The sequence below is a fragment of the Methylocystis sp. NC52PC genome (assembly GCF_055698645.1).
In genome coordinates, this window is sequence record NZ_CP170127.1 from 1,552,307 (window position 1) to 1,569,081 (window position 16,775).

Consider the following 16,775-nt stretch of genomic DNA (forward strand, 5'->3'; position numbering starts at 1 on the left):
ATGAATATGGGCTGGCGCAAGAGGCTCGAAAAAGAGCCGCACGAGCGCGATCCGCGCCCGATCTATGTCGCGGCGGCGGGCCTCACGCTCTCCGTTGCGAGCTATTGGATCCCCAGTGAAGATCTCGCCGGGACGCTTTACGGCAGCGGGCTCATCACAGCGGCCTTCTGCCTGCTCTACTGGATTGCGCGCCCGCCGCAGGACGGCGCGTGAACGCCATGCCGCTGCGGTCGCCCTCGCGTCTAGAGTCGGGAGAGGGGCGCAACGCCGCCGCTCGCTCATAATTGCATTAGCACGGGTCGCAACGATCAAGGAAACGCTTGTTTCGGTGAAACTACCTAATCCGTTCGGGCGCCTATCCGAATGGGCGCCTGTCGGCCTGTCTGGCGCGCGTTACGTCCTTCATCGAAGCTCCTGAAGACAGCTTCGCGTTGCAAAAGTGGAAGGACTCATCATGAAGAAGCTTCTTTTGATTCCTGTCGTTCTGGCTCTTTCGACCAGCTTCGCATTTGCTCTTGATCTCAGCCAGACCGCGAACGTCACCCAGGCGATCGGCAACACCTCGAAGGGCGGCTTCGCGCTCAACAAGGCGTGGGTGGTGCAGGCCCAGGTCCCGGTCAACCAGTGGCATGGCGATCTGTCGCAATCGGCGACCGTCAATCAGTCAATCGGCAACACCTCGAAGGGCGGCGCCGCCATCAACAAAGCGACCGTGATTCAGGCGCAGGTTCCGCTGAACTTCGGCAATTGGTGAGAGCCGTCTTGAGACCCTCCTGATTAGATCGGATCGCGGCCCGAGGCCGCGATCTTCTCTTCGGGCGCGGCGCCCCTGCCAGTCGCCATCGGCGCATCGGCCGAAAAACGAGGAGCACAAGAAATGCGATATTTCATCATTGCGGTTCTCGTCTCGATCGGGGCCGGTGGAGCGCAGGCGCAAAATTTCCTGAGCGTCAATCCGAGCTTCGTCGGCGTCCAATTCAGCAATCCACTGGTGAGCGCCACCGCCGGCGCGCAATTTGGACATAACAATACGATCGCGACCCAGCAGAACAGCCTCGCCAATTATTTCGCCGTTCAGCAGGTCGCCGTCGGCAAGCCGGGAAGCTCGCTTTCCAATACGGCGACAGTCGGCCAAACAGGAGCTCAAAGTTATACGGGCCTTGGTCAGGCCATCGAGACCTTGCCGCTTCTGCCGGCGGGTCATCCCTGATGAAAGCTGACGCGAACGTCCTTTGAAAACGCCGCGGCTGGCGTTTGCGCGCCGGCCGCAAGGGATTTTCGAAGGCTTCAGGAGGTTTCGATGCAAAATCAAAAGCGCGGCGTCGCCCTTTTTCTTTTGATTCTGCTCGCGGGGCCGAACATCGCCTTTGGCGACGTGCTGATCGCCACGACGACTGGCGCGCAATCGATTAGCGTCACCGACGTCAACGGCGTCGTGCGCGCGACCGTCAACGGCGTTCCCGTCGCGACGCCATATAATCGACACGGGACAATCATCAAAATCGTTCCTGGCGGCAAAATCACAATGCCGTCCTCCTCCTGGCGCGCGAGGGAAATGGATTCTGGGCGCTAGATGAGGAGATTTTTTCAGCTTCGAGCGTTAACAAATAAAAAAAGTTCGACAACGATGGATGCGGCACTCACAACAGAACATGCAGGCAATTGCGCACGGATCGATCGGCAATGGCGCGCGGCGAAACACGCCATCCTTGCCTATCACGTCGGCGCCTGGCGGGTGGGCGAGTCGCCCCTCGACGCGCTCGCGCGCGCACTCGACCTTCCGCGCGAGGAGATCCTGGCGGCCCTGGCCAATCATCGCGCCGAGCGCGACGAGCTCGACGCTCTGTCCGCCTGCCTCGGCCCCGGCTGGGCGGAGCTCGCCGGGCTCAGCATCAAGGGCGGCGTCTCGCTCGCCGTGACGATGGTGAACGAAAAGCTGGCGCGCGTGCCGCCCGAGGTGCGGACGTTCTTTGGCGCGCCGCGAAAGCTCGAGCCGTAAGGGAGTCCAACGGCTTTGCGACGGCGCCGCTTTACGAGGCGGGGCGCCATCTGCTAGCGACGGGCTACGCTTCAAAAAAACACCAAGGTTCTCCAATGCGGATATCAGCATTTTGCGCGGCTTGCTGCCTGATCTGGGCGCAGGCCGCCTCGGCGCAGCAGGTCATCAATCCCACTGTTCTCGCCCCCTCGGCGCGTCGCGCCTTGCCGCAGGGCGGGGTGATCGTCGAGCCTCCAATAACCGGCCGGCGCCTGGATCGCTTTGCGCGACCTCGCCCCCATCGCGAGCCGCGCCGCGTCGCTCCGATCCACAACCATCGTCACTTCATCGGCGAGCACTAAGCGGAACGCGGCAGTCGTTGCTCGTTGCAATCGGCGGGCGCGGCGCTAACTCAAAGCCGCATGACCAAAACGCTGCGCTTCCTCCTCGGCGACCAGCTCACGCGCGCCATCTCGGCCCTCGACGGGCTCGCGCCCGGCGACGTGGCGCTGATGGCCGAGGTCGCCGACGAGACCCGCTACGTTCGCCATCACAAGCAGAAAATCGTCCTCATCCTCTCGGCCATGCGCCATTTCGCGCTGGAGCTCGCCGCCGAGGGTGTCGCGGTCGACTATGTGCGCCTTGACGATCCCGCCAATACGGGCTCCTTCACCGGAGAACTCGCGCGCGCCGTCGCCCGCCATCGGCCGTCGCGCGTCGTCGTCACCGAGCCCGGCGAGTGGCGGGTGCGGGAGATGATGAGCGAGTGGTCCGCGGCGCTCGGAGTTCCCGTCGAGATTCGCGACGATGACCGCTTTTTCTGCTCCCGCGCCGATTTCGCGCGCTGGGCCGAGGGGCGCGCGGCGCTGCGCATGGAGTTTTTCTACCGCGACATGCGGCGGCGCACCGGCTTTCTGATGAGGGACGACGCGCCGGTCGGCGGGCGCTGGAATTTCGATGTGGAAAATCGCCGGTCGCTGCCGGACAAGTTTCGCGCGCCGACGCGGCGGCGCTTCGCGCCAGACGCGCTCACGCAGGAGGTCATGGCGCTCGTCGAGACGCGCTGCGCCGATCATTTTGGCGATCTCGACTCTTTCGGCTGGCCGGTCACGCGGGCGCAGGCGCTGGCCGCGCTCGACGATTTTCTCGCGACGTCCCTGCCTTCCTTCGGCGATTATCAGGACGCCATGCGCACGGGCGCGCCTTTCCTTTACCATGGGCTGCTGTCGACGTCGCTCAACATTGGCCTGTTGACGCCGCATGAGGTCTGCGTCGCGGCCGAGCGCGCCTTCCTGGCGGGGCGCGCGCCGCTCAATGCGGTCGAGGGCTTCATCCGTCAGATCCTCGGCTGGCGCGAATATGTGCGCGGAGTCTATTGGCTGTGCATGCCCGACTATCGCGAGAGCAACGCCTTGCGCGCCGCGCGCCCCTTGCCATGGTTCTACTGGTCCGGCGAAACGCGGATGAACTGTCTCGCGCAGACGGTCGCCGACACGCGCCAAAACGCCTATGCGCATCATATTCAGCGACTGATGGTCGCCGGCAATTTCGCGCTGCTCGCCGGCGTCGCGCCGGAAGCGATCGAAGAATGGTTTCTCATCGTTTACGCCGACGCCTTCGAATGGGTGGAACTCCCCAATGTGCATGGCATGGCGATTTTCGCCGACGGCGGCCTCCTCGCCTCCAAGCCTTATGCGGCCTCGGGCGCCTATATCGACCGCATGTCCAACTATTGCAAAAGCTGTTTCTACGAGCCGCAGGCGAAAAGCGGCGCGAGAGCCTGTCCCTTTAATTATCTTTACTGGAATTTCTTTCTAGAAAACCGCGAACGTCTCGCCAAGACCCCGCGCCTCGCCATGCCGCTGAAGGCGCTCGACGCCATGAGCGCCGAGCGCAAGGCGGAAATCGTACGAGACGCCGCGTCTTTTCTGAAAGGTCCGGAGATGGCCCCGACGCCCGGCGGCTCGGAGACCGAGGCGCAGGGCCGGCTTCCGCTCTGAGGGAGCGCGCCCCGTCTTGCTTCGGCGGAACGCCTTTTCCCGCAAGGGGAGAAAGGGGAACCCAAAAAGCGGCGCCGTCATGCGCCTTTCCCTCGCGGGAGAGGCCAAGAAGGCGCCGGGTGAGGGTGTTTCGTCAGTGCTTTGTAACGACGGAGAAGCCCTCGTCCTGAAGGTCTTCGGCGAGCGCCCCCGCGGACAGATAGTCGACGACGAAGCGCTGGCCCTGCCACAGCCACTCGTCCACGTTCACACTCTCGCGGACGAAGCGTTGCGCAGCTTCGGTCAGGGGCTCGAACAACCATACGCTCGACTGGTCCGTGACGATGAAGTCTTGCCTCGTCATGGCTCTCCCCCTTTTTCAAGGGTCGCCGCCTCTACATGCGACGGCGACCCGCAAAGCTTAGAACAAAAGCAAAGCAGGGCAATTCCGCATTTTGCCGCAGATGCGAGGCGGAGAGGCGCTCGCCATTGCTTCGCGAGGCGGTCAGATTTCCTTCAGCGCTTCCGCCATAAGCGGTCGGGCGCGCACATTCTTCTGGACACAGGCGCGCGCCAGACCGCGCAGTTTTTCGCCGCCGTCGGGTGCGGGCGCGCAACGATCCAAAATTTCGTCGAGCAGCAATCCGAACGCGCGGACCTCGATTTGGCGCCAGGCGTCGCCTTCATCGCCCGAGGGCAGGGCGCAGGCGGCGCCGAAATCGCCCAGAGTCGCCTCTCCGCTCGCCTCGTCCCACAGAATGTTATGGGCGTAGAGATCGCCATGCATCAGGCCGCGCGCGTGCAGATGCGCGACCGCCGCCGCGACGCCGCGCACAAGGGCGCGCCCGGCGTCGGCCGACATGCGCATTCCGGCGTCGTAAACGTCGCGGCTGCAGGTTTCGAAGCTCGGCGGATCGGCGAGCCGGCGCCAGTGCGGCGGCAGCAGCGGCATGAGCAGCGCCTGCGCGCCGTCGGGATGATCGGTCAGCCGGCCGAGCGCGGCCGTCAGATTGGGGTGGTCTCCGGCGGCGAGACAAGCGGCCATTTCGCGCGCGGGCAGGCCGTCGCTCGTCATCGCCGCCTTGAAAATCTTCAGCGCGACGGGTCGCCCTGCGTCGCCGTTCCGGCGCCAGGTGGCGCGGTGCACGCGTCCCGAGGCGCCTTCGCCCAACAGCGCGTCGACCTCGAGATGCGCCCAGGCGGCGGGCGCGGCCGCCGCCGTCTCGATCTCGCGCTCGAAAGGATTGCCGCCCCATGAAATCCAGGCGAGGACCGGCAGCGTCCGAAGCCACGACGGCAGCGCGTCGAAACGGTTCGAGCTCAGCCGAACCAGTTCGAGCCTTTCCGCGTAACGCAATGTGGCGGGCAGGGAATCGAGCCGGTTGCCGGCAAGCATCAGCTTCTGCAAATGCGGCCTTTCGCCGAGCGCGTCCGGGAGGCGTTCGATGTGGTTGTCGGTCAGCGTGAGCCAGCGCAGGAGCGGCGGCAGCGCTTCGCCCGGAACTTCGCGCAGTCCCGTGCGGCGAAAGCCGATCATGCGCAGCGCGGCGCAGTCGCCGAGCGACGGCGGCAAAATCGCGAAGTTGTTATTGGAGCAAAACAGCACCTGCAATTTGCGCAGGCGGCCCATGTCGTCGGGCAGTTCGCGCAATTCCCCGCCGCCGAGATCGAGCGCTTCCAGCGTCTCGGCTAATCCGAAAACTTCGCGTGGGAACTCGGCGAGGCCCGGGAGGCGCAATTCGCGCGCGCCCGCGAGGTCGCCGCGCCGAAGCGCCTCGAGTGTCTGTTGCGGCTCCATGGCGGGGCTCATAGCAGAGCCGCCGCCCACAGGCCAGTTGCGTGAGAGGCGAGGCGGGTGCGACGCCTCGCCTGTCAACTCATCTTTCGCCGCTGCGCCACAGCGCGCCGATGGCGAGGCCTGCGACGGCTGCGATCGCCAGCGCCGCAATCGGTTGAGCGCGCACCGCCGTCTCGAGACTCGAGCGCCATTCCTCCATGGCTTCGCCCGCGTTTTCTGCAACCTGCGCGCCTTGCTCCCGCGCAGTCGCGATCGCGCGATTGGCCTGGTCGACGCCCTCTTCCATCATGCGCTGCGCCTGATCGGCCGCGGCCGAGGCCTGCCGGGCTACGACGCCGCCGATGTCGCGGGCGTCACGTTCACGATTTCGTTTGAAGATCTGCATGTCGACACCCTCGGCCTTTGCCGCCCCCATCGTTTTGCGTAATCGATCAACCAGAGGCGCCAAGGGTTGTTCCTGACGCCCGCGTCAAAAGACGAAGCGCCACGGCCATGCCGCGCGCCCATCTCAGCGGTTGAGGAGCCAGAAGACGACGCTCAATGCGAGGCTGAGGAAGAGCGACGTCGCGAGCGGGAAATAAACCCGGATATTGCCGCGCTCGAAAACGATGTCGCCGGGCAGTCGGCCCAGTCCGAACCGCTCCCCGAGCGACCACAGGAGGCCGAGCGCGATCAGCGCAACGCCCACGAAGATCAACAGTCTCGGCATATCGAAACGCCTGTCATTGGAGCTTCCACGCACGCTGCGTTCCCGAAGTGACATATTGTCGCGAAACGCCCGATTACGAAGGCTATCGCTTGCAAAAGCGCCTGTCGAAAGCTACCTCGACGCAAGGTTTTCGAGATGGAGCGCGTCGCCAAGGGTGCGACGAAATTGCTCAGTCGAAAGAAGGCGTAATGGCGCGCCTTTCGCAAGGGCCTGATCGAGACGCAGACGCCCCGAACCTTAAAACGTCTCTTCTCCTCCGCGGGAATGCAGGAAGCCGCGCGCGGCGCCGTGAGCGTATTTGGAAGGGTTACGAAACATGATGAGGCCGGACCATATTTTTCTCGCAATGACCATGGTGAAGCACGGCACGCTGGCTGGCGCCTTCATCTTCGCCTTCAAAATTCTTCGCTTCGTTGTGAACACGTCGTTTTGAAGCTGCGGCCGTTGAGACGCCGCATGCCCGGCTCCTGACGAGCCCTCTTGACCTTCGAGCGACAACCCCCGAGAGCTTTAGCGTTCCTAGACGTCGCGACTCTCGTCGCGCCGGGGATGCTTCAAGACAGAAAACGCCCGGGTCCGCGGCCCGTCCCGGACCGGCGTAAGGGGAGCATGTCATGACGGTTGAGATCGACGGTCCGAGGGTCGCGGCCAAATCCGGCAAGGCCCGGCAACTCGTCGTTTTTCTCCATGGATTCGGCGCGGACGGCCAGGATCTCATCGAGATCGGCCGCCAATGGCGCGGCTTTCTCCCCGACGCCGATTTCGTCGCGCCGCATGCGCCCGAGCGGTGCGCCATGTCGCCCATGGGGCGGCAGTGGTTCCCGCTGTTCACCCGCGATCCGGACGAGCGCTGGCGCGGGGTCAACGCCGCCCGCCCCACGCTCGACGCTTTTCTCGACAAGGAGCTCGCCAAGCGCGGCTTCGACGAGCGTGCGCTCGCGCTCGTCGGCTTCAGCCAGGGCACGATGATGGCCCTGCACGCCGGCCTGCGCCGTCGCATCCCGCCCCGCGCCATTCTCGGCTATTCCGGCATCCATGTGCTCGGCGCGGCGACGCCCGGCTCCGAACCGGCGCCGCAAAATCCCCCGCCCGCGGTGCTGCTCGTTCATGGCGAGGAGGATGAACTGATCCCCGCCGAGGCCCTGCTGCTCTCCGCCGGTTCGCTCGCCGACATCGGCGTGCCGACGCAGTGGCACATGTCAGCCGGCCTCGGCCATGGCATCGACAACGCGGGGCTGATCCATGGGGCGCTGTTTCTGGCGCAGTCGTTCGGGATCAAGGTCGACTATGGTCGGCGCTAAGGCCGCGCGCCTCACGCCGGCTCGGCGCCCTCGGGCTCGAGCGCCGGCTCGAGCTCCGGCTCGGCGATGACGGGCGCGCGCCGCACGGCCCGGCGCAGCGCCGGCCGGTAGAGCTGCTTCATCGCCTCGACGACATGGACGCCGCCGCCGGGCAGTGAAAAGCGCCCGGCGATGCGCTCGAAGGCGGGCGCCGAGCGCAGCAGCGTCACGCGCTGGAAGGGCGGCACGTACAGCGCCTCGCCCCAGAAAACCGGCAGGAACTGCGCTTCCTGGAGCAGCGTCTGCAGCTGGCCGCGCGAATAGGGGTGGCCATGGCCGAAAGGCGTGGTGTCGAGGCGCGCCCAAAGGCCGGTGCGGCTCGGCGCAATGATCACCACCCGCCCGCCCGGGGCGAGGATGCGCCAGACCTCCTCGAGCAAATCCTGCGGATGCTCCTCGACCTCGAGCGCATGCACCAGCAGCAGGCGGTCGATGCTGGCGTCGGGCAAGGGCATCATCGAGGCTTCGACCAGCGCCGTGGCCGAGCGGCCGTCGAGCGGCCAGTGCACGACCCCCTGCGTCGCCGGCATAAAGGCCAGAACCCGCTGAGCCTTCTCGCGAAACCCGTCCAGATAGGGCGTCGGATAGCCGAGCCCGAGCACCCGCATGCCGGCATGGTCATCCCAGCGGGTCCGCAGCAGGCGCCCGACCACGCGGCGCGCCACCTCGCCCAGGGCGGTTTCGTAAAAGGCTCTCAGTTCCACCACGTCGGGGGCCATGGGCCGGATCATCTTCTTATTCTCTCAGCGTGGCAAGGCTTGACCTGGTCGCATTTTTGCGCGCCTCCGCTATGATGCGGATCAATAATGCGGAGATCGGCATGTCCATAGAGGTGGCGCAGTTTATTTGCCTGAACGATAATTTCGGGCTGTTGGTTCACGATGCGCGGACGGGCGCGACGGCGACCGTGGACGCCCCCGACGGCGCGGCGATCGCCGCCGAGGCGGAGCGGCGGGGCTGGCCGGTCACGCATCTCCTCATCACCCATCATCATCTCGACCACATCGAGGGAGCGGAAACGCTCAAGAAGCGCTTTCCTCAGATGAAGATCGTCGGAGCCGCGGCGGACGCCCACCGCCTGCCGCCGCTCGATCAGGCGGTGTCCGACGGCGACGAGGTGGCGATCGGCGCCGCCCGCGCCAGGGTCATCGCCACGCCGGGCCACACGACCGGCCACGTCGCCTATTATTTTCCCGAGGACGAGGCCGTCTTTGTCGGCGACACGCTGTTCTCGCTCGGCTGCGGCCGCGTCTTCGAGGGGACGACCGACGAGATGCGGCTGTCGCTCGAAACGCTCGCCAATCTGCCGCGCGAGACGCTGATCTATTGCGGCCACGAATATACGCAGGCGAACGGCCGCTTCGCCCTCACGGTCGACCCGGAAAACCCCGTGCTGCGCGACCGGGTGCAACGCGTCGCCGAACTGCGCGCCGCCGGCAAGTTCACCCTCCCCACCACGATTGCGCTCGAAAACGCCACCAACCCCTTCCTGCGCGTGGAGGACCCGGAGGTGAAGAAGGCGATGGGCATGGCGGACGCCAACCCCTTCGCCGTCTTCGCCGAAATGCGCGAACGCAAGAACCGCTTCGCCGGATGAGCGCTCTGTCCGGTCTCTCTGCGCAGGAGGTTGCGCGCCTCCTCGACCTCGCGCCCCATCCCGAGGGCGGCTATTATCGCGAGACCTTCCGCGACCCCGAGGGCGGCGGCGGGCGCGCGGCCTCGACCGCGATCTACTACCTCCTGCCGGCCGGCCAGATCTCCGCCTGGCACCGGGTCGACGCCGCGGAAATCTGGCACTGGCACGCTGGCGCGCCGCTGGAACTGTCGCTATACGACGAGGGTCGCCGCACAGTCTTGCGGCTTGGCGCTGATCTCTTGGGCGGCGAGCGACCCCAGGGGATCGTGCCGGCGGGGGTCTGGCAATCGGCGAAAAGCCTCGGCGCCTGGACGCTCGTCGGCTGTACGGTCGCGCCGGGCTTCGAATTCGCCCATTTCGAGCTCGCCGCGCCGGGGGAAATTCCCTAGGACCCGAAAACCGCCTGGAGCGAGCGCTCCCGTTTTCAAGAGCGGGGGCTTTTTGCTTTTCCCGGGATGGTGTATCGGGGCGCGTAAAAGAAAATCAGAGGAAACGACACCCATGTGCTGGAGCGGGGAAGCTTCGACTGTATTGGCGGCCACGGGCATTGCCGGCGCGGCCTATTCCGCTCTGAAAAAGAACCCGGAGCCGATGGCGCTCTGGATCTGCCTTCTGTATTTCGCCAGCATGGAGTCGCTTCAGGCGGTCGCCTATTCGGTCCTCAACCAATGCGACTCGCCCTTAAATCAGATGATGACCATGTTCGGTTATCTTCACATTACGTTTCAGCCCTTCTTCATCAACGCCGTTGCGCTTTACTTCATGCCCAAGGACAGCGCGCGCATCGTCGCGCCCTGGGCCTATTTCGGCTGTTTCGTCGCGGCCATCGCCATGCTGATCCAGCTTTATCCGTTCAGCTGGGCGGGCCACTGCGCCATCGGCCGGCCGCTCTGCGGCGACGTTTTGTGCACGGTGCGCGGCGAATGGCACATCGCCTGGCTGCTGCCGACCAACGGCATCGGCAACAGCATGGCGGACAACGCCTGGCTCGGGCGCGGCTATCTCGGCTATCCGCTGATGTCCTTCTTCATCCCGACGCTCTACGGCAGCTGGCGCTTCATTCTTTTCTCCTGGTTGGCCGGCCCGTTCCTCGCGGGGCTGACGACCAGCAACATCAATGAATGGCCGGCCGTCTGGTGCCTGTTCTCAATCGGCCTGGTGCTCGCCATCATCAAGACGCCGCTGCGCTATCACCTGCATGTCGGTGATCCTTGGTGGATGATGGTCTGGAAGTGGTGGAAACGCCGCCGCGCCGTCGAGGCGCCCGCGCCGGTCGACGAGACGCCAGTGCTGGTGAAGATCGAGGAGCCGGCGGAGTAAAGGGCCGCCGCCTCGGCGTCTCGGCGCTTTATCCGATCGCCGCCGCTCCCGCTGTCCTGGCCGGGCCATGACGGCGGGCGAGCTGCTAATCTCGCGCGTTCACCACGCCGCCGATGAGATTGACCGCCAACAGCGCCTCAGTGGAGAGTTCGGCGGCGAGGGGCCTCAAAACAGGGCCGGCCGCGACTTGCGCTTTCAGCGCGGCGCGCGCCGCGACCGCCGCGTCCCAATCGACCGCCGTGAACCGCAGCGCCGCGCCGGGGCGACGCTGGGCCATGCGGCCGAGGTCGGCGCCGATGACGGTCGCGATCTTGGGGTAGCCGCCGGTCGGCTGGCGATCGGCCATCAGCACGAAGGGCGCGCCGGAGCCGGGAATCTGGATGGCTCCCATGGCGGCGCCGTCCGAGACGACGTCATGGCCGCGCGCATGGGTCAGCCGCGGCCCCTCCAGCGCATAGGCCATGCGGTCGCTGCGCGCCCCGACCCGCCATTCGGCCGCGAGCAGCGCCGCGATCGACTCGGGCGCAAAATAATCGTCCTGCGGCCCGAGCATGACGCGGATGGGCGCGTCGTCGTCCACGAGCCAGGGCGCATCCAATTTCTGCGGCTCGGCTGGCGCGGGGGCGACGTCGACGACGGGCAGGGCGTCGCCGGAGCGAAGCGGCGGGGGACCGATCCCGGAGCGCGAATGGGTCGCAAGCGATCCGAGCGTCGGCGCGACGTCGATGCGGCCGCCGACCGCGACGTAGCACCAGGCTCCCGTCGGCCCGGCGCGGATGGCGAGCCTTGCGCCGGGCGCAAGTGGCGCAACGGCGGCGTGGGGGAGCGACGTCGCGTCGAGCCGGATATCGAAGGCTCCGCCTGCGATGGCGACGGCGAGGGTCGCGCCCTCCGCCGCAAGCTCGACGCCGCCGAGCGAGACTTCCAGCGCCACGGTCGCGCCCACGGCCCGCGTCGCTGTCAGAAAGGCCGGCCAGTCCATCGGCCCCGCGGGCGTCACGCCGACGCGCGAATAGCCGAAGCGGCCGACGTCCTGCAATGTGACGCCCGGCCCGGCGGCATGGACGAGGAGCCGCGCGCTCATGCCCCCGTCTCGCGCCGGGCGACCGTCTCGCCCGCCGCCGCACGGGATTCCAGCGCCGCGAACGTCGCGGCGTCAACGGGCTCGAAGCGTAATGCGTCGCCGGGCGCGACGAAAAAGGGCGGGTTCCGCTGCGGGGAGAAGAGCCGCTCCGGCGTGCGGCCGATGACATACCAGCCGGTCGGCATGGGATTGGCGCCGATGAGGGACAGGCCGCCGCCGATCAGCACGGCGCCTTGCGGGGTCGGCCCGCGCGGGGCCAGGCGTCGCGGCAATGCGAGCGCCTCCGGCAGGCCGCCGAGATAGCACCACCCCGGCGCGAAGCCATACATATAGACGCGATAGAGGGCGCCAGCATGTTGCGCGGCGAGCGCCGCCGGCGACAGGCCCAGCAGAGCCCCCGCCTCGACGATGTCTTCGGCGAGCGCCGGATCGTAGCAGCAAGGGACGGCCCAGTTTGCGCCGTCGGCGTGAGCGGCGCTCGGGTTGGACGGTTTCTCTCCGGCCGCAGGGCGCGCGAGGCGGTCATTGATCCACGCGATCAGCGCAGCGCGGGAGATCGCCAGCGGCTCGTAATGAACAAGCAGCGAGCGATAGGTCGGCGTCGTCTCTTTCACGCCGGGGGGCGGGGCGGCGCGAAAGGCCTCGTCGAGGGCCAGCACGCGCGCGTTGACGCGGGGATCGACGACGTCGCCGAATTCGACCGTGAGCGCCGTTTCGCCCTGATCGAGAAAGCGCGGTCCGGCGTCGTACATGTCACGCCTCGACGAAGGCCCGCAGCGCAAAGCCCTCCGCCTCGAGGCCCGCGCGCAAGCGCCGCGCCATCTCGACGGCGTGGGCGGAGTCGCCATGCACGCAGATCGAGTCGATCGGCGTCGGCAGGCGCTTCCCGGAAATGGTCACGAGCGCGCCCTCGGCGAGCATCGCGCGGACCCGGGCCAGCGCTGCGTCGGCGTCGACCAAAACCGCGCCCGGCTGGCCACGCGGCTGCAGCCGTCCGTCGTCGACATAGGCGCGGTCGGCGAAAATCTCATGCGCCACCTTCAGCTCGGCGCGTTCGCCGGCCCGAACCTGTTCCGAACGCGCAATGGCGAGCAATGTCAGCGACGCGTCGACGGCGCGCGTCGCCCGCGCCAGCGCGTCGGCGACCTCCACATCCTTCTCGGCGAGATTGGCGAGCGCCCCGTGCGCCTTCACATAGGCGACGCGATGGCCGGCGAGCGCCGCGAGCCCCTGCGCTGCGCCGATCTGATAGGCGACCGCGCGCTCGATTTCGATCGCCGTCAGGGGCAGGGGCCGGCGTCCGAAGCCGATGAGATCGGGAAACGCGACATGGGCGCCCACGGCGACGCCCTTCTCCCGCGCGCGCGCGAACGTCCTCGCCATGATGTCGGGATCGCCGGCATGAAAGCCGCAGGCGACATTGGCGCTCGTGACAATGCCGAGCATGGCGTCGTCGTCGCCCATGCGCCAGGGGCCATAGCCTTCGCCGAGATCGGCGTTGAGATCGACGCTTTTGGCCGCTTTGGTCATGCCCTCATCCTAGCGTGTTCGACGCTCGCGGACAGGGGTTCCTCGGCGCGGCGGTGGCCAGCGGCCACGAGCGCGCTACGTTGACGCCTGAAGGCGTTTCAGAGGAGGCGTTCATGGTCGGCGTCGCGCTCGTTCTTCTCTATTTCCTGCTGGCGCTGCTCGCTGCGGCGCTCATCATGCAATCGGACCGCTACGCCGTGAGGCGCACGGCCGCTATCGCCGGCAAGGCCAGCCGGGTTTTCGCGCTGGCCGCCGATCCGGCCTCCTGGGCGCCGCTCGGCGCCGTCTCCGTCGTTGAGACGGAGCCGAATGCGCGCGTGGTTCTGAGGCTCGTGAACGGCGGCGGCGCGGAAAGCCATGCGACCATCGCGCTCGCCCCGGAAGGGGCGCAAACGCGCGTCGACTGCGTCGTCGCCGGGCGCAATGGCCTTATCGACAAGGCGCGCGATTTTTTCGGCTTTCGCGAGAAGACCTGGGGGCCGAAAATAGAACAGGCGCTCGCCGGTCTCGCCGCGAGCGCCTGAATTGGCGGATGGCCGGGACGAGCCCGACATGACGTGAGCGGGAGCCGCTTACGCCAGAATCGTCTTCAATTCCGCGACGATGGCGTCGCCCATCTCGCGCGTCGAGATGGAGGCGGGCGCGTCGCCCTTGATGTCGGCGGTGCGCAGGCCCTTGCCCAGCACGCCGGAGATGGCCGCGTCGATGGCGTCGGCGGCCTTGGGACTGTCGAAGGAATAGCGCATCGCCATGCCGAGCGAGCCGATCATGGCGATCGGATTGGCGACGCCCTTGCCGGCGATATCGGGCGCCGAGCCGTGGCAGGGCTCGTACATCGCCTTGCGCTTGCCATTGGCGTCGGCCGCGCCGAGCGAGGCCGAGGGCAGCATGCCGAGCGAGCCGGTGAGCATGGCGGCTTCGTCCGACAGCATGTCGCCGAACAGATTGTCGGTGACGACGACGTCGAACTGCTTGGGCCAGCGCACGAGCTGCATGGCGAGCGCGTCGGCGAGCATGTGCTCGAGCTGCACGTCCGCATATTCGCGCTTGTGCAGCGCGGTAATGACCTCGCGCCACAGATAGCCCGATTTCATGACGTTCGCCTTCTCGGACGAGGTCACCTTGTTGCGGCGCTTGCGGGCGAGTTCGAAGGCGACGCGGCCGATGCGCTCGATCTCATAGGTCTCGTAAACCTGCGTGTCGACGGCGCGCTTCTGGCCGTCGCCGAGATCGGTGATCTCCTTGGGTTCGCCGAAATAGACGCCGCCCGTCAATTCGCGCACGATCATGATGTCGAGCCCGTCGACCAATTCGCGCTTGAGCGAGGAGGCGTCGGCGAGCGCCGGATAGCAGATCGCGGGACGCAAATTGGCGAAGAGGCCGAGATCCTTGCGCAGGCGCAGGAGGCCCGCCTCGGGGCGCACGTCATAGGGCACGCCGTCCCATTTGGGGCCGCCGACGGCGGCGAGCAGCACGGCGTCGGCGGCCTGCGCCAGCGCCATGTCGCCTTCGCTGATCGCCACGCCATGGACGTCATAGGCCGCCCCGCCGACGAGTCCGCGCTCGATCTCGAAAGAGGCGACGCCCGCCCGACCCAGAAAGTCGATCACCTTCTCGGCCTCGGCGGAGATTTCCGGACCGATGCCGTCGCCGGGCAGGAGCAGGATCTTGTAGGCGGACATGAAACCCTCTTCGTTGCGTTCGGGAAAGCAGAAGCGCCGTCAATAGAGCGGCGGGGAGCCCCGCGCAACATGGGCGCGCGGGCAGGGACGCGCGGGCGGCCGTGCGACAATTCGCGCGGCTCCTTTCCCTTGCCCGAAGCGGCGAAGCCGTGCAGCTTGAAAAAGGTCAAGGAACAAGAAATTGCGCCAGAGTCGCGGCCGCCAAACGAGCCCCGGACATGCGCAAATTCAAGAGGGGAGACGTTGCGACCATGAAACTTCTCAAGATCGGCGCGCTGGCCATCTTCGCGGCCTTTGCCGGGGCTGTTCCCGCCAAGGCCTTCTGCGTCTTCAACTGCGAGCCGAAGCCCGAAGACGCGCGCAAGGTTTTCGAAAATCTGATCAAGAAGAAGTTCGACGAGACCGCCGTCGTCGAGAAATTCGACATCACCCGCTTCTGGCCGCTCGACGTCGAGGGCGCCGGCCACGCCGGCTACGAATTCTATTTCACGGCGAATGTGCGCTTCCCGAAAGGCGCCAATCTTCAGTGCAAGCCGGAGGGCGGCGCGCCGAAGCCCGGCTGCTCCGACAATACGAGCTATTACTCGACCACGATCCAGAACCAGATGATCAAGGACAAGCAATATATCGAACCGGGCAAGGTCATCGAGTTCAAGGACGAGACCCGCTTCGACCAGGACGGCGGCAAGTGGAAGGGCCAGGACGGCAACTTCTACTGACAAGCCGCGCGCGGCTCTACGCAGGGCGGGCCTTCGCGGGCCCGCTTTTTTTTCTCGCGCCGCCTCTTCCAGGACGCGCGCTCCTTTCGGCGACGCCGGCGGCTCCGCCGTCAACATTTTCGTAAGCGCCCGGCCCCCTTCCGTGCGCGTCCCGCATGGTGTAGAAGCGCCGCCAGGGATTGGCGTCGAGCTTGGCTACGGCTTGGGCTCCGCTAGCGAAGAAGGTCGGAAATGCAGCAGGTCATTATCGCGATCCACCTGATGGTGGTGACGGCGCTCGTCGTTCTCGTGCTCTATCAGAAGTCCGAGGGCGGGGCGCTCGGCATGGGCGGCAGCGGCGTCTTCACGGGTCGCGGCCAGGCCAACGCCCTGACCCGCGCCACCGGCATTCTCGCGACGATCTTCTTTTTGACCAGCATCGCTTTGACCGTGTTGCCGGCCTGGCAGCGCCACACCGAGGGCGGCGACGACTGGACCAAGGCCATCGACCAGGGCGACGTCAAGTTCAAAGAGGTCAAGCCCGGCGAGAAGACGCCCGAGGCCGGCAAGGATTCGATCTTCGACCAGCTCCAGCGCGCCCAGCAGAAGCGCCAGCAGGGCGCTTCCCCGACCGCTCCCGGCGAGGCTCCCAAGGCGGACGCTCCCAAGGCGGACGCTCCGAAGGCGGAGGCTCCCGCGGAGGCCCCCAAGGCCGACGCGCCGAAAGCCGACGCTCAGCCCGTGACGGAAGCGCCCAAGGCGGCGCCTGCCGCCGAAGCGCCTGCCGCGCCGGCCCCGGCCGCCGAGGCGCCCAAGCCCGAGGCCCCCAAGCCGGAGGCCGCGCCGAAGGCCGACGCCGCGCCGGCCGCTCCCGCCCCGGCGGCGCCCGCCGCGCAGCCCGCGGCGCCGACCCAGTGGAAGTCGCCCACGCAGTAAGCGGCGGGTCCCTCCTTTCCACATCGAGAACGGCGCTGGGGAAGAGTCCTTCTCCGGCGCATTAAACGCTATCCAAATCCAGCGA

General features: G+C 66.7%; 23 protein-coding genes. 14 read left to right on the forward strand and 9 right to left on the reverse strand.

The features are described from left to right. The first annotated feature begins 6 nt into the window (after positions 1-6). The 7 genes from ACETII_RS09375 (at position 7) to ACETII_RS09405 (ending at position 3,978) form a co-directional block, all read left to right on the forward strand. The gene (locus tag ACETII_RS09375; protein ID WP_363350913.1) at positions 7-213 is read left to right on the forward strand and encodes a hypothetical protein; all 207 of its coding nucleotides are present in this window, start codon (positions 7-9) and stop codon (positions 211-213) included. 241 nt (positions 214-454) lie between these two features. Then, the gene (locus tag ACETII_RS09380) at positions 455-754 is read left to right on the forward strand and encodes a hypothetical protein (protein ID WP_363350915.1); all 300 of its coding nucleotides are present in this window, start codon (positions 455-457) and stop codon (positions 752-754) included. 123 nt (positions 755-877) lie between these two features. Continuing rightward, complete coding sequence (locus ACETII_RS09385; protein WP_472787860.1) at positions 878-1,210, forward strand: hypothetical protein; 333 nt, start codon at positions 878-880, stop codon at positions 1,208-1,210. 90 nt (positions 1,211-1,300) lie between these two features. Next, positions 1,301-1,573 carry a hypothetical protein gene (locus tag ACETII_RS09390; protein WP_363350919.1) on the forward strand — a complete coding sequence of 91 codons (273 nt, stop codon included), beginning with the start codon at positions 1,301-1,303 and terminating at the stop codon, positions 1,571-1,573. A gap of 54 nt (positions 1,574-1,627) precedes the next feature. Beyond that, entirely contained in the window at positions 1,628-1,999 is a 372-nt protein-coding gene (locus ACETII_RS09395; RefSeq protein ID WP_363350921.1) for a hypothetical protein, read from the forward strand. Positions 2,000-2,094: 95 nt separating this feature from the next. Next, positions 2,095-2,340 carry a hypothetical protein gene (locus ACETII_RS09400; protein WP_472787861.1) on the forward strand — a complete coding sequence of 82 codons (246 nt, stop codon included), beginning with the start codon at positions 2,095-2,097 and terminating at the stop codon, positions 2,338-2,340. Positions 2,341-2,400: 60 nt separating this feature from the next. After that, complete coding sequence (locus ACETII_RS09405; RefSeq protein ID WP_472787862.1) at positions 2,401-3,978, forward strand: cryptochrome/photolyase family protein; 1,578 nt, start codon at positions 2,401-2,403, stop codon at positions 3,976-3,978. Positions 3,979-4,111: 133 nt separating this feature from the next. Here the strand turns inward: ACETII_RS09405 and ACETII_RS09410 are convergent, their stop codons facing one another. From ACETII_RS09410 to ACETII_RS09425, 4 genes are all read right to left on the reverse strand, one after another. Further along, a complete protein-coding gene (locus tag ACETII_RS09410; protein ID WP_363350927.1) occupies positions 4,112-4,321 on the reverse strand; it encodes a hypothetical protein in 210 nt (69 codons plus the stop codon). Positions 4,322-4,462: 141 nt separating this feature from the next. Then, positions 4,463-5,755, reverse strand: a complete 1,293-nt coding sequence (locus tag ACETII_RS09415) for a leucine-rich repeat-containing protein kinase family protein (RefSeq protein ID WP_472787863.1) — start codon at positions 5,753-5,755, stop codon at positions 4,463-4,465. A 79-nt stretch (positions 5,756-5,834) separates the two neighbouring features. Next, complete coding sequence (locus ACETII_RS09420; RefSeq protein ID WP_363350931.1) at positions 5,835-6,140, reverse strand: hypothetical protein; 306 nt, start codon at positions 6,138-6,140, stop codon at positions 5,835-5,837. A 123-nt stretch (positions 6,141-6,263) separates the two neighbouring features. Further along, positions 6,264-6,464: a DUF2905 domain-containing protein gene (locus tag ACETII_RS09425; protein WP_472787864.1), complete on the reverse strand. Its 201-nt coding sequence runs from the start codon at positions 6,462-6,464 to the stop codon at positions 6,264-6,266. 614 nt (positions 6,465-7,078) lie between these two features. Between ACETII_RS09425 and ACETII_RS09430 the strand changes: the two genes are divergently transcribed. Continuing rightward, a complete protein-coding gene (locus tag ACETII_RS09430) occupies positions 7,079-7,765 on the forward strand; it encodes an alpha/beta hydrolase (protein ID WP_363350936.1) in 687 nt (228 codons plus the stop codon). A gap of 11 nt (positions 7,766-7,776) precedes the next feature. Here ACETII_RS09430 and ACETII_RS09435 read toward each other — a convergent pair whose 3' ends face one another. Beyond that, complete coding sequence (locus ACETII_RS09435) at positions 7,777-8,535, reverse strand: class I SAM-dependent methyltransferase (RefSeq protein ID WP_405044868.1); 759 nt, start codon at positions 8,533-8,535, stop codon at positions 7,777-7,779. 89 nt (positions 8,536-8,624) lie between these two features. Between ACETII_RS09435 and gloB the strand changes: the two genes are divergently transcribed. From gloB to ACETII_RS09450, 3 genes are all read left to right on the forward strand, one after another. After that, positions 8,625-9,401: a hydroxyacylglutathione hydrolase gene (gloB, locus tag ACETII_RS09440; RefSeq protein WP_363350938.1), complete on the forward strand. Its 777-nt coding sequence runs from the start codon at positions 8,625-8,627 to the stop codon at positions 9,399-9,401. Beyond that, positions 9,398-9,829 (forward strand): cupin domain-containing protein, encoded by a 432-nt coding sequence (locus tag ACETII_RS09445; protein ID WP_472787865.1) that lies wholly within the window; start codon positions 9,398-9,400, stop codon positions 9,827-9,829. The genes gloB and ACETII_RS09445 overlap by 4 nt, the downstream gene beginning before the upstream one ends. A 112-nt stretch (positions 9,830-9,941) precedes the next feature. Further along, positions 9,942-10,760 (forward strand): DUF5765 domain-containing protein, encoded by an 819-nt coding sequence (locus ACETII_RS09450; protein ID WP_472787866.1) that lies wholly within the window; start codon positions 9,942-9,944, stop codon positions 10,758-10,760. A gap of 85 nt (positions 10,761-10,845) precedes the next feature. Here ACETII_RS09450 and ACETII_RS09455 read toward each other — a convergent pair whose 3' ends face one another. Genes ACETII_RS09455 through ACETII_RS09465 form a run of 3 tightly spaced genes read right to left on the reverse strand, consistent with a single transcriptional unit; the run spans position 10,846 to position 13,374 of the window. Further along, positions 10,846-11,844, reverse strand: a complete 999-nt coding sequence (locus ACETII_RS09455; protein WP_472787867.1) for a 5-oxoprolinase subunit C family protein — start codon at positions 11,842-11,844, stop codon at positions 10,846-10,848. Continuing rightward, positions 11,841-12,596: a 5-oxoprolinase subunit B family protein gene (locus tag ACETII_RS09460; RefSeq protein WP_472787868.1), complete on the reverse strand. Its 756-nt coding sequence runs from the start codon at positions 12,594-12,596 to the stop codon at positions 11,841-11,843. The genes ACETII_RS09455 and ACETII_RS09460 overlap by 4 nt, the downstream gene beginning before the upstream one ends. 1 nt (position 12,597) lies before the next feature. Continuing rightward, the gene (locus ACETII_RS09465; protein WP_363350948.1) at positions 12,598-13,374 is read right to left on the reverse strand and encodes a LamB/YcsF family protein; all 777 of its coding nucleotides are present in this window, start codon (positions 13,372-13,374) and stop codon (positions 12,598-12,600) included. Between the two features lie 113 nt (positions 13,375-13,487). Between ACETII_RS09465 and ACETII_RS09470 the strand changes: the two genes are divergently transcribed. Next, entirely contained in the window at positions 13,488-13,898 is a 411-nt protein-coding gene (locus tag ACETII_RS09470) for an SRPBCC family protein (RefSeq protein WP_363350950.1), read from the forward strand. 48 nt (positions 13,899-13,946) lie between these two features. Here ACETII_RS09470 and leuB read toward each other — a convergent pair whose 3' ends face one another. Then, entirely contained in the window at positions 13,947-15,056 is a 1,110-nt protein-coding gene (gene leuB / locus ACETII_RS09475) for a 3-isopropylmalate dehydrogenase (protein ID WP_472787869.1), read from the reverse strand. A gap of 218 nt (positions 15,057-15,274) precedes the next feature. Between leuB and ACETII_RS09480 the strand changes: the two genes are divergently transcribed. Next, positions 15,275-15,775 carry a hypothetical protein gene (locus ACETII_RS09480; RefSeq protein WP_472787870.1) on the forward strand — a complete coding sequence of 167 codons (501 nt, stop codon included), beginning with the start codon at positions 15,275-15,277 and terminating at the stop codon, positions 15,773-15,775. Positions 15,776-16,006: 231 nt separating this feature from the next. Further along, positions 16,007-16,690 carry a preprotein translocase subunit SecG gene (gene secG / locus ACETII_RS09485; protein ID WP_472787871.1) on the forward strand — a complete coding sequence of 228 codons (684 nt, stop codon included), beginning with the start codon at positions 16,007-16,009 and terminating at the stop codon, positions 16,688-16,690. Positions 16,691-16,775: the final 85 nt, after the last annotated feature.